13 protein-coding genes are annotated in these 11,507 nt (G+C 67.4%); 11 read left to right on the forward strand and 2 right to left on the reverse strand.

Annotated elements, in window-relative coordinates; genetic code table 11:
* The 8 genes from AC2VOK_RS03710 to AC2VOK_RS03745 all read left to right on the forward strand — a co-directional run.
* The coding region (locus AC2VOK_RS03710; protein ID WP_428899280.1) for a DUF732 domain-containing protein at positions 1–240 on the forward strand (240 nt) is incomplete at its 5' end.
* Positions 241–547: 307 nt separating this feature from the next.
* Complete coding sequence (locus AC2VOK_RS03715; protein ID WP_428899281.1) at positions 548–1,813, forward strand: PPE family protein; 1,266 nt, start codon at positions 548–550, stop codon at positions 1,811–1,813.
* Between the two features lie 67 nt (positions 1,814–1,880).
* Positions 1,881–3,284 (forward strand): PPE family protein, encoded by a 1,404-nt coding sequence (locus tag AC2VOK_RS03720; protein ID WP_428899282.1) that lies wholly within the window; start codon positions 1,881–1,883, stop codon positions 3,282–3,284.
* A gap of 254 nt (positions 3,285–3,538) precedes the next feature.
* Positions 3,539–3,862, forward strand: a complete 324-nt coding sequence (locus AC2VOK_RS03725) for a DUF732 domain-containing protein (RefSeq protein WP_428899292.1) — start codon at positions 3,539–3,541, stop codon at positions 3,860–3,862.
* Positions 3,863–3,882: 20 nt separating this feature from the next.
* Positions 3,883–4,203, forward strand: a complete 321-nt coding sequence (locus AC2VOK_RS03730; protein WP_428899283.1) for a DUF732 domain-containing protein — start codon at positions 3,883–3,885, stop codon at positions 4,201–4,203.
* A 213-nt stretch (positions 4,204–4,416) separates the two neighbouring features.
* A complete protein-coding gene (locus tag AC2VOK_RS03735; RefSeq protein ID WP_428899284.1) occupies positions 4,417–5,127 on the forward strand; it encodes an MgtC/SapB family protein in 711 nt (236 codons plus the stop codon).
* Positions 5,128–5,293: 166 nt separating this feature from the next.
* The gene (locus tag AC2VOK_RS03740) at positions 5,294–6,217 is read left to right on the forward strand and encodes a sterol desaturase family protein (protein WP_428899285.1); all 924 of its coding nucleotides are present in this window, start codon (positions 5,294–5,296) and stop codon (positions 6,215–6,217) included.
* A gap of 115 nt (positions 6,218–6,332) precedes the next feature.
* On the forward strand, positions 6,333–7,007 hold the full coding sequence (locus AC2VOK_RS03745) for an Rv1815 family serine proteinase (protein ID WP_428899286.1): 675 nt from the start codon (positions 6,333–6,335) through the stop codon (positions 7,005–7,007).
* On the opposite strand, the gene AC2VOK_RS03750 is transcribed toward AC2VOK_RS03745, so the two are convergent.
* Positions 7,008–7,475, reverse strand: coding sequence for a nitroreductase family deazaflavin-dependent oxidoreductase (locus tag AC2VOK_RS03750; protein ID WP_428899287.1), 468 nt, complete (start codon positions 7,473–7,475; stop codon positions 7,008–7,010). It abuts the gene before it with no gap.
* Positions 7,476–7,599: 124 nt separating this feature from the next.
* On the opposite strand from AC2VOK_RS03750, the gene AC2VOK_RS03755 reads away from it, so the two are divergent.
* The 3 genes from AC2VOK_RS03755 to AC2VOK_RS03765 all read left to right on the forward strand — a co-directional run bounded on the left by AC2VOK_RS03755 (position 7,600) and on the right by AC2VOK_RS03765 (position 10,483).
* A complete protein-coding gene (locus tag AC2VOK_RS03755) occupies positions 7,600–8,283 on the forward strand; it encodes a TetR/AcrR family transcriptional regulator (RefSeq protein WP_428899288.1) in 684 nt (227 codons plus the stop codon).
* 138 nt (positions 8,284–8,421) lie between these two features.
* A complete protein-coding gene (locus AC2VOK_RS03760; RefSeq protein ID WP_428899289.1) occupies positions 8,422–8,922 on the forward strand; it encodes a VOC family protein in 501 nt (166 codons plus the stop codon).
* 49 nt (positions 8,923–8,971) lie between these two features.
* Entirely contained in the window at positions 8,972–10,483 is a 1,512-nt protein-coding gene (locus AC2VOK_RS03765) for an FAD-binding protein (protein ID WP_428899290.1), read from the forward strand.
* A gap of 68 nt (positions 10,484–10,551) precedes the next feature.
* Here the strand turns inward: AC2VOK_RS03765 and AC2VOK_RS03770 are convergent.
* A partial coding sequence (locus AC2VOK_RS03770; protein ID WP_428899291.1) for an ABC transporter ATP-binding protein/permease occupies positions 10,552–11,507 on the reverse strand: 956 nt, incomplete at its 5' end.

Below are 11,507 nucleotides of genomic sequence, written 5' to 3' on the forward strand. Positions count from 1 at the left end.
CTGGCGACCATCCGCAAAGCGGGCATCGCGTACAAAGACCCGGGTCGCGCCGTCAAAGCCGGCCAAGCGGTCTGCGGTCTGGCCGGTGCCGGCACCAGCGAGCCGGAAATCCTCAGGGACATCCGCGACCTCAACCCCGGATTCACCCTGGACGGTGCCGCCAAGTTCGCCGAAGCCGCCGCTCTCTCGTTCTGCCCCGAGCAACTCGGCGACGGAAGCGGCAACGCGAAGAACAGGTGAGGCGCCGGGGGGTTCGCCGAAGTTTTCCGGCTTGACCTCGCAGTTGCCGACGGCCCGTCAACCGTGACCGGGTGAAACCGATGTGTTCGGCAAAGAAGTTACTGTGCCCGAACCGCTCCTGCTTGTTGGTGACGGAACCAGGCGGCCACGGCTGCGCAGATTCCCTCGCCAGTGAGGTCGGCAGCCATTCTTGTGACACGCGCACCGATGTGTTTGGGATTCCCGTAGAGCTCGGACATGTTTGGGGGTGTAGCGACGCGTTTCGTCATGAGGATGACGGCCACCTGAACGGACCGGAGGTGGACAGGTGATCGATTTCGGCGCGCTTCCGCCGGAGATCAATTCCGGGCGGATGTATCTCGGTCCCGGATCGGGGCCGATGCTGGCGGCGGCGGCGGCCTGGGACGACCTGGCGGCCGAACTTCAGTCGATGGCTGCATCGTATGGCTCCACGGTCGAGGCTCTGACCGTCGGGCCATGGACGGGTCCCTCTTCGACCGCGATGGCTGCCGCGGCCACACCGTACGTCTCGTGGATCAGTGCCACCGGCGTCCAGGCCGAGCAGGCCGCCTCGCAGGCCAAGATCGCCGCCGCCGCGTACGAAACGGCCTTCGCCGCGACGGTCCCACCGCCGGTGATCGGGACCAATCGCGCGGTGCTCATGGCGCTGGTCACCACCAACATCCTGGGCCAGAACACGCCGGCGATCGCTGTCACCGAGGCCCAGTACGTGGAGATGTGGGCCCAGGACGCCGCGGTCATGTACGCCTACGCCGGCTCGTCGGCGGCCGCCTCGCAGCTGATCCCGTTCATCGACCCGCCGTACACGACCACCGACTGGGGCGGGTCGATGCAGGCGGCCGCAGTCAGCAAATCCGGTTCCTCGGGTGGCCTGAACATCAGTTCCCAACTGTCCCAGCTGACCGGCGCCGTGCCGAACGCGCTGCAGAGCTTGGCCTCGGGCACCACGGGCAACGCGGCGGTACCGACCTCGGGACTCACGCTGCCGTCGAATCTGCCCAACGCGCTGACCAACTGGAACACCATCTTCGACGAATTGACCGGCATTTATTCTCCCCAGTCGTGGAGCACCATCCCCGGTGGCCCGTTCCTGTCGTTCGGGCAGGCGTACGCCTGGGGGCAGAACGGGCAGGGCGTCGCCGCCTATCTGGGCGGCCCCAAAGCGATCTCCGGTGCACTGGCGCCGTTGACCAGCGGCGTCGTCACGCCGATGCTGAGCTCCGCCGTCGGCGGTGCGCCGGTGTCAGCCTCGATGGGCAGGGCGGCGCTGGTGGGAAGCATGTCGGTGCCGCAGGGCTGGACGGAGGCTGCGCCGGCGATCAGGACGCTCGCCTCGGTGTTCCCCACTGCGGCGGCCGCGCCGACCGTCTCGCTGGCCCCCGAGGGCGGCGCCTTCGGCCAGATGGCCCTGTCGAGCCTGGCAGGGCGTGCCGTGGCCGCCGGCGCGACGTACTCCGCGGGCGGTTCGGTGGCGACGGGCTCGCTGGGCGGCGTCATCGAGGCCGAGGCGGCAACGGCAACCATCATCGTGATTCCGGTCCTCGAGGACTGAGCGCCATGAGCGCCATGACCGACACATCCGCGACTGACGCTGGCGCGACCGGGCAAGGGGTGTAGAGATGTTCTACGGAGCCTTTCCGCCGGAGTTGAACTCCGGCCGCATGTACTCCGGGCCGGGGGCCGAATCGATGGTGGCCGCGGCCGCGGCCTGGGACACGCTGGCCACCGAATTGCACTCCACGGTCACCGCCTACTCGTCGGTGATCGACACGCTGAGCAGCGGCCATTGGGTGGGACCCTCGTCGATGAGTATGGTCGCCGCGGTCACGCCGTATCTGTCGTGGATGCAGACCACCGCAGCTCAAGCCGCGAACACCGCCAACCAGGCCGATGCGGCGGCGGCCGCCTACGAGGCGGCGTTCGCGGCGACGGTGCCGCCGCAGGAGGTCGCGGCCAACCGGACCCGACTGGCGTCGCTGGTGGCGACCAACATCGTCGGGCAGAACACCGCCGCGATCGCCGCCACCGAGGCGCAATACGCGGAGATGTGGGCCCAGGACGCCCTGGCGATGGACACCTACGTCGCGTCGGCGGAGGCATCAACGAGCCGGCTGACCGGGTTCACCGCGGCACCGCCGACCACCAACGGCACGGGGGCGACGACGCAGGCAGTCGCGGTCGGCACTGCCGGCGCCACACCGGCGGCCAGCACGGCGGCCGCCCTGAGTTCGATCATTCCCCCGTTCACCCCGGCGAACGGGCCTCTCGGATACCTGGCCGGACTCGCCACCTGGTACCACGCCCTCGGAGACAACCTCCTCAACATCGTTCCGAACGGGGCCAGCTGGTACGAAGCTCTCTACAACGCCGTCAGGGTTCCGATTAGCCTGACAACGCAGTTCAACGACGTCGGGTTGCTCATCAACTTCCCGGTGTCGCAGTGGCTGAAGTTCGCCCCGCCCGTCCCGTATGGTGCTCTCCCCAAGGACGCGCTGGGGGCCGGACTCGGCGGGCTGGGATTCGGGCGCGGAACGTTGTACGACGCGGTCAGCCCGGTGGCGGCCAACCTGGGCCGGGGCACCCTGGTCGGAGCGCTCACGGTGCCGCCCAGTTGGGCCTCGGCCACTCCGGCCATCCGGACGGTCGCCGCCGCGTTGACGGCCGCCGGCGCGGAGTCGGTGCCTGCAGCAGCCCTCGGCGAGGGCGGGCTGCTCGGGTCGCTGTCGGTGGCGGGCATGCTCGGCAGCGCCGTCGGAGCGGGCGCTCCCGCTGCGGCGGGCCGTGCCGCCTTCCGCGAGCGTCTCACTCCGCTCGCCGAGCTCAGGGACGGCACCTCGCCGGAAAAACTGAAGAAATTGGTAGCACAGATATCGGAGAAACCCGACAGCGTGCAGCACCACAACGTCGATCAAGAAGGGCTCGATGCGCTACTCGAACAATTGGCCAAGAAGCCCGGTATCCACGCGGTGCACCTGTCACAAGGCAAGCCCAAGGTCGTGCCGCCGGAACCCCGCAGGGGTTAGGAGACAAACGTCTTACCGACTCGGTCCAACAGCAGCGCCCTGATGGGTTCAGGTGTCCGAGGCCGGCGGTGCGCGGGTGGCTTCGCGCAGCTCAGGAGAGTCTTCGGGAAAGCATCGACGCTGAGAACCATCTGTAATATCGACGGGGAGAATCGCGAACGAGCACCGTGCGCGGTGACGGTCAGGAGTCGGCGGCGGTGACCGGATACCAAAGAGTTGGCGCAATCTCCTCGGCGCGCGGGGAGGGGGAAATCATGAAGCTGATTGTCTCGCTCCTCGGCGCCGCGGCGATGATAAGTCTTTCCGGGCCCGCGTCTGCAGAACCGCCCCCCGAACCGGACGGCGACGACGCGGGCTTCGTCGCCGCACTGAGCCAGGCCGGTATCACCTTCGCGAGCCAGGAGAGCGCCGTCGCCGCCGGCAGGGCGGTGTGTTCCTTCCTGAACAACGGCGAGACCGGCCTGCAGGTAGTCCATGACGTCACGGTGCACAACCCCGGGATGGATATGGATACCGCGTCCAACTTCGCGTTGATCTCGGCGAAGTATTACTGCCCCCATCAGCTGTCCAAGGCCTGACGGACCCGGGCTGCGCGCGCGTGGGACGGCTACTGGTGCTGCTGGGCGCTGTCGTTGTGATCGGCTGCGCCGCACCCGCATTCGCCAGCCCCGATGACGCGTTCGACGACACGGGTTTCCTGGCGACGGTGCGGGATGCGGGTCTCACCTACTCCAACCCGGACCAAGCCATCGCCTTCGGCAAAGCGGTGTGCGGCTGGATCGGCAGTGGCGAGTCCGGCCCGGAGCTCGTCCACACTCTGCAGAACGAAAATCCGGGGTTGTCCACCGACCATGCCACACTGTTCGTGGCGATCGCGGCGAAATACTACTGTCCCCAACAACTCGCCGCGCCGCACTAGCCTCGACGCCACGCGTTCCTGAGGAGGCGAATGGTCAACGCCCTCAGTCGGGTTGCGGTCTGACCGCTCGGCGGCGTGAGGATTTGCGGCGAGTGAGGGCGCTGCGGCCGGGTTTGGCCGGCGTCCACCTCCCGTTCACCTGATCGTGGTTCGCTGCTTCCAGCACCGCCTCGGCGGTGCCCGTGTCGCTGCGCAGGGGAGGAATGTGCCGTCATGCAGACGCTGAGCGTCGCCGATTTCGCCCTTCGGCTGGGCGTCGGGGTCGGTTGCGGCGCCGTCGTCGGCGTGGAGCGGCAGTGGCGGGCGCGCCGGGCAGGACTGCGCACCAACGCACTCGTCGCGGCCGGCGCGACCCTGTTCGTGCTGTATGCGGCCGCCACGGAGGACTCCAGCCCGACCCGGGTCGCGTCTTATGTCGTGTCCGGCATCGGGTTCCTGGGCGGCGGGGTGATCCTGCGCGAGGGTGTCAACGTCCGCGGGCTCAACACCGCGGCCACCCTGTGGTGTTCGGCAGCGATAGGTGTACTGGCCGCGTCGGGACACCTGATCTTCACAGTGATCGCGACCGGCGCCGTCCTCGGCATCCACGTGCTCGGGCGCCCGCTCGGACGATGGATCGACCGTGATGAGAACGTCGAAGACGACGAGGGCCTCCAGCCGTACCTGGTCCAGGTGACCTGCCGACCCAAAGCGGAGACGTATGTCCGCGCCCAGGTTGTGCAGCACGCCAGCAGCAACGACATGACGCTGCGTGGCATTCACGCCGGGCGGGCCGGCGACGACGATGTCACCCTGAGCGTGCATCTGCTCATGGACGGCCACACTCCGGCCAAGCTCGAGAGGCTGGTGGCCGAACTGTCCCTGCAGCCGGGGGTCCGCACGGTGCAGTGGTACGCGGGGGAGACGGCGCAACAGCCGGACTGAGCATTCCCGGGCGAACCCGACCAGTCGCCGCAGGTGGCGGTGCTGCGGGTACGGCGCCGGGGCGTCGATCGGGACGGTGCAGACGGTGCAACCGGGGCCTCGATGGTTCACGTTGACGCCGAATCAACCGGACAACCGACATCGCGGAACGTAATAACCTGTGCGGGTGAGTTCCGTTGTGGGTTTTCTTTCCGTTCTTCCGCCTCTGATGCGGGATCCGGTTCTGTTCGCTGTCCCATTCTTTTTGTTGCTGTTGACGCTGGAATGGTCCGCGGCCCGCAAGCTGGAACGCCTCACGTCGGACATCGAGGGGTCCCGGCCGGGGGCCGGTGCGTATCAGACCCGTGACTCCAGGGCGAGCATCTCGATGGGCCTGGTCTCGGTGGCCACCACGGCGGGCTGGAAGACGCTGGCGCTGCTGGGGTACGCCGCGATCTATGCCTACCTGGCGCCCTGGCACCTCTCGGCAACCCGGTGGTACACGTGGGTCGTCGCGATCCTCGGTGTCGACGTGCTGTACTACACCTACCATCGCATCGCCCACCGGGTGCGCCTGATCTGGGCCACGCACCAGGCGCACCACTCCAGCGAATATTTCAACTTCGCCACCGCGCTGCGCCAGAAGTGGAACAACAGCGGCGAAATCCTGATGTGGATTCCTCTGCCGCTGTTGGGGATTCCGCCGTGGATGGTCTTCTTCTCTTTTTCCGTGAGCTTGATCTATCAGTTCTGGATCCACACCGAACGGATCGACACCATGCCGCGCCCGATCGAGTTCGTCTTCAACACACCGTCGCATCATCGCGTGCATCACGGCATGGACACGCTCTATCTGGACAAGAACTACGGCGGCATCCTGATCATCTGGGACCGGCTGTTCGGCAGCTTCCAACCGGAGGTGTTCCGCCCGCATTACGGACTCACCAAGCAGGTCGACACGTTCAACATCTGGAAGCTGCAAACGCGCGAATACGTCGCCATCGCGCGCGACTGGCGAACCGCCGACCGCTTCCGTGACCGGCTCGGATACGTGTTCGGTCCGCCGGGTTGGGCGCCGCGCGAGCCGGCCGGGTCCGAGTCGGCGACCTGATGGTCACGATGCTGTAACGCCGGCGCCGGCGGGCGCGAAGACTCCTGGGTAACGGTAAAATAACGCCGTCGTCTCGATTCGGTCGAGATCCGGCGCCGACGGATCGGAGTCCCAGGTGCGTCGCCGAGCATTGCGCGCATTCACCGCCCCAGTGATTGTCGCGGCCTTCGTCCCTGCGTTGCCGTCCGCTGCGGCCCGCGCGCAGGCCACCGTGGTGTATCCGGGCATGGAGATCCTGCAGGACAACCGGCTGTGCACCCTGGGCTACGTCGACCCGATGATGCGCGTCGCGTACACGGCGGGGCACTGCCGCGGCGGGGGTGCCGTCTACGACAAGAGCGGTAACGCGATCGGCCGGATGGCCACCTTCCGGGACAACACGCCCAGCGGTACCACAGTGGCCACCGACCAGATCATCAATGACTACGAGGCGATCGTGCTGGACGACGGCGTCACACCGAGCACTTTTCTGCCGGGTGGGCGCCCCTTGCAGTCGAATCCGGCCGTCACGCTTCAGGCGGGTCAGCCGGTGTGTCACTTCGGGGTGGCCACCGGCGAAACGTGCGGGATCGTCGAGAGCGTCAACAACGGGTGGTTCACGATGTCTCATGGGGTGCAGAGCCGAAGGGGCGATTCGGGCGGGCCGGTATACGTGGCACCCGACGGCGGACCGGGGCAGATCGTCGGTATCTTCAACAGCATGTGGGGGGATTTCCCCGCCGCGGTGTCGTGGCGGGCCGCCTCAGAACAGGTGCGCCAGGACTTGGGCGCGACGGCCGACCCGAGCTGATCAGTGCGAGGCACCCGGCGCGGCCGCCGGAGCCAGCGCGAAGACCGGAATCAATGGTGCGGCGGTACGCAACTGCCCGTCGCTGGAGTCCGGTGTCAGCCACGCGGGTACGAACCCCCTGACCTGCCAGTACCACCTGGCCAGGTAACGCCTCACGATGTCGGGTTTGACGGCGTCGTCCACCTCGCGCACCAGGGCGCGTGTGCGGTGCCGGCGCGGGCCCAGTTCGACGACGCCCGCGGCTCGGACGTTGCGCACCCACTGCGTGTTTCCACGCGGTGAGACGAGATAGTCCACGCCGTCGACGGACAGCAGGTTGACCACGACCGACCGCGGTTGTCCGGTCTTGCGGCCCAGGACCCGCACCGCGCGGGTCCCGGCGATGCTGACCCCCATCTCGGCCAGCCAACGGACCGCCAGGTTGGCGGTCCGGGCGGCCCGGTTCGGTTCCTGGTATCGCGTGACCATGGTGTGTCCCCTTCGGCGGGTACCCGCCAGCTTGGCGAGAGCATTGCTCTCGAATGCAGGACACGCTGCCACACTCGTCGGGAACAATCAAGAGCGGTGATCTCGGTTGTGCCAGACTGGCCGTGTGGGGAAACGCCAGGAGTCGCGGGAACAGATCGAGGCGCGGATCGTCGAGCTGGGACGTCGTCAACTGGTGGACCGCGGTGCGACCGGCCTGTCGCTGCGTGCGATAGCGCGCGATCTGGGAATGGTGTCTTCGGCGGTGTACCGCTACGTGTCCAGCCGCGACGAGCTGTTGACCTTGCTGCTGGTCGACGCCTATTCCGACCTGGCCGACACCGTGGACCGGGCCCGCGAATCGGGCGGCGAACTGTGGAGCGACGACGTCATCGCCATCGCGCGGGCCGTGCGGGGCTGGGCGATCACCCACCCGTCCCGCTGGGCCCTGTTGTACGGCAGCCCGGTCCCCGGCTATCACGCCCCGGCCGAGCGCACGGTTGCGGTCGGCACCAGGGTGGTCGGGGCGTTCCTGGACGCCGTGTCCGCCGGGATCGCCACCGGCGACATCCGATTGACCAATGATGTTGCTTCGCAACCGATGTCGTCCGACTTCCGGCGGCTTCGGCAGGAATTCGGCTTTCCCGGCGACGATCGCGTGGTCACCAAATGCTTTTTGCTGTGGGCGGGGGTGCTGGGCGCGATCAGCCTGGAGGTGTTCGGCCAGTACGGCGCCGACACCCTGACTGAGCCCGAGGCGGTTTTCGACGCTCAGCTCCAGTTGCTTGTCGACGTACTGGGCCGGGCCTGAGCGACGGCCACCACGCCCGGTCGCCCTGGCTGAATTAGAACGTGTTCATGCGGCGCCGACGGGTACGACTGGGCTGGTTGCGGCAAAGGCCCCGACGCCCTTTCTGGCGGTCGGCACGCTGGGCTATCCTGCGAGGCGATGCCCCCCTCCGTTTCAGCGCCCACGCAGATCGCCTGGGTCACCCCGGACCTGAACGCCACCGAAACGGCCCTCACCGGCCTGTTGGGCGTCCGCAAGTGGGTCCGGATTCCGGACGTGCACTTTGCTCCGGACAGCTGCAGTTATTTCGGCGAGCCGGCGGATTTCGTCGCCGGCATTTCCCTGAGCTATCTCGGGGACATGCAGCTGGAGCTGATCTCACCGGTCCGCGGCCAGAACATCTATAGTGACTTTTTGCGCGACTCCGGACCGGGGCTGCACCACATCTGCACGGAGGCCGACAGCCCTGAGCAGTTCCACGCGGCGCTGGCGCGGGCCGCCGACCGTGGTGCCGAGGTCGTGCAACAGGGCGTGATGCCCGGCGGTATCCGGTTCGCCTATGTGTCGGCACCCCGGGCGGGCGTGCCGTTTCTGGAGATCGCCTACATCTCGCCCGAGACGCGGGCGTTCTACGACTACATCAAACAGGAGCAGCGGTGAGCCGCGACGGCGACGATGCAGCGCGCAGCAACGAGGAGGAGTGGCGCCGGTGAACACCGAGACACCAGCAACGGTCGGCGCGAGCACGGTGGACTCCTGGTCCGACGACGTCGACGTGGTCGTGATCGGATTCGGCATCGGGGGCGGTTGCGCCGCGGTCAGCGCTGCGGCCACCGGCGCGCGGGTGCTGGTGCTCGAGTGTGCCGCCGCGGCGGGCGGAACCACTTCCCTTGCCGGAGGGCACTTTTACCTTGGCGGGGGTACAGCGGTGCAGCAGGCCACCGGTCATTCTGATTCGCCCGAGGAAATGTACAAGTACCTCGTTGCGGTGTCACGCGAACCCCAGCTTGACAAGATCCGCGCCTACTGCGACGGGAGCGTCGAGCATTTCAACTGGCTGGAGGGCCTCGGATTCCAGTTCGAGCGCAGCTACTACCCGGGCAAAGTGGTGGTCCCGCCGGGCACCGAGGGATTGAGCTACACCGGCAACGAAAAGGTGTGGCCCTTCTGCGAACAGGCCGTGCCGGCTCCCCGCGGGCATTCCGTGCCGGTGCCCGGCGAGTTGGGCGGTGCGTCCTTGGTGGTGGACCTGCTGGTCAAGCGGGCCGACGCGTTGGGAGTGCGGGTCCGTTACGAGACCAGGGCCACCAATGTGATCGTGGACGACGACGGCGCGGTGGTCGGCGTCGCCTGGAAGCATTTCACCGAAACGGGCGCCGTCAAGGCGCAAGCGGTCGTCATCGCGGCGGGGGGGTTCGCGATGAACCCGGACATGGTCGCCGAGCACACGCCCGCCCTGGGCCAGCCGCGCCGCACCAAACACCACGGCCTGGTGGCCCCCTACATCCTGGGCAACCCCAACGACGACGGGCTGGGCATCCGGTTGGGCATTTCAGCGGGCGGGGCCATCCAATACATGGACGAGCTGTTCATCACCGCGGCGGCGTATCCGCCGGAGGTCCTGCTGACCGGCCTGATCGTCAACAAGGAGGGTAAGCGGTTCGTCGCCGAGGACTCCTACCACTCGCGCACCTCGGCGTTCGTGCTGGAGCAGCCGGACCAGACGGCATACCTGATCGTCGACGAAGCGCACACGGAGATGCCCGAGATGCCGCTGATCAAGTTCCTCGACGGTTACGAGACGATCGCCGAGCTGGAAACCGCGCTGGGCATCCCTGCCGGTAATTTCGCGGCCACGCTGGAACGCTACAACGCATTCGCGGTCGCGGGCGAGGACCCGGACTTCCACAAGCAGCCGGAATACCTTGCAGCACAGGACAACGGACCCTGGGCTGTGTTCGACTTGTCGCTGGGGCGGGCGATGTATTCGGGATTCACCATGGGCGGTCTGGCGGTGACCGTCGACGGTGAAGTGCAGCGCGCCGACGCCAGCGTCGTCCCGGGGCTGTACGCAGTCGGGGCGTGCGCGTCCAACATCGCGCAGGACGGCAAAGGCTATGCCAGCGGCACGCAGCTGGGGGAGGGTTCGTTTTTCGGGCGCCGCGCCGGAGCGCACGCGGCCCACGGGGTCGCGGGCGGGCACGCCACGCCGAGACTGTAATTCTGCAGAGAAAGTGCGAGTAGAGGCCTGCAGATTTACAGCCTCGCGGGAAACGCGCCCACAGCTTCCTAGACCTGCGCAGGCTCCTTGTCCACCGGGCCCAGCCGCCAGTCACCGCCACCCAGCAGGTGCAGCTCTCGTTCGTGGTGCTGCTCGACGGCGGGCCGGTGACTGACGCTGACCAGCACGCATTCCGGCAACTCGGCGCGCATCAGCTGGTACAACGCGAATTCCAGCCCTTCGTCCAACGCGGAGGTCGCCTCGTCGAGGAAGACCGCCTCGGGCTTGGTGAGCAGGATGCGGGCAAAGGCGACACGCTGCTGTTCGCCGGGGGAGAGCACCTTGGCCCAATCCTGCTCTTCGTCGAGCCGGGCGATCAGCGGGGTCAGCGCGACTTTGCCCAGCACGTCGCGCAATTGGTCATCGGAGACCTCGTCCGGCGAGTTGGGGTAGCACACCACGCTGCGCAGGTCGCCCAGCGGTACGTAGGGCAGCTGCGACAAGAACATCGTCGCGTTGTCCCCCTCGGGACGGCACAGCGTCCCCGACGCGTACGGCCACAGTTCGGCCAGGCTGCGCAGCAGCGTGGTCTTGCCGGATCCCGAGCGCCCGGTGATCACCAACGATTCGCCCCGGTCCAGCGCCACGTCGAGGGGGTCGATCAGCTGGTCTCCGTCCGGCGTGCGCACTTCCAGGCCGCGGAGTTCGACCGCCGACTCCTCACTGTCCTTGACCAGGATGGTCGGCAGGGCCCGGCCCCGCGTGTTCGCATCGACCAGGCCGTGCAACCGGATGATCGCGGCCCGGAATGCGGCGAAGGCGTCGTAGTTGTTGCGGAAGAACGACAACGAATCCTGGATGTTGCCGAAGGCCGTCGCACTCTGCCCGACATCTCCGAAGTCGATGCGGCCGGCGAACAGCCGCGGGGCCTGAATCACCCACGGCAACGGGACGATGGCTTGCGACATCGAGAAGTTCCACCCGTTGAACACGATGGTGCGGCGGACGAACCTGCGGTAGTTGT

The sequence above is a fragment of the Mycobacterium sp. TH-M116 genome (assembly GCF_057473685.1).

What these genes read in the sequence shown, in the direction of transcription:
- AC2VOK_RS03760 (WP_428899289.1), top strand. Translation starts at nt 8,422, where the DNA reads ATGCCCCCCTCCGTTTCAGCGCCCACGCAGATCGCCTGGGTCACCCCG.
- AC2VOK_RS03720 (WP_428899282.1), top strand. Translation starts at nt 1,881, where the DNA reads ATGTTCTACGGAGCCTTTCCGCCGGAGTTGAACTCCGGCCGCATGTAC.
- AC2VOK_RS03725 (WP_428899292.1), top strand. Translation starts at nt 3,539, where the DNA reads ATGAAGCTGATTGTCTCGCTCCTCGGCGCCGCGGCGATGATAAGTCTT.
- AC2VOK_RS03735 (WP_428899284.1), top strand. Translation starts at nt 4,417, where the DNA reads ATGCAGACGCTGAGCGTCGCCGATTTCGCCCTTCGGCTGGGCGTCGGG.
- AC2VOK_RS03750 (WP_428899287.1), bottom strand. Translation starts at nt 7,475, where the DNA reads ATGGTCACGCGATACCAGGAACCGAACCGGGCCGCCCGGACCGCCAAC.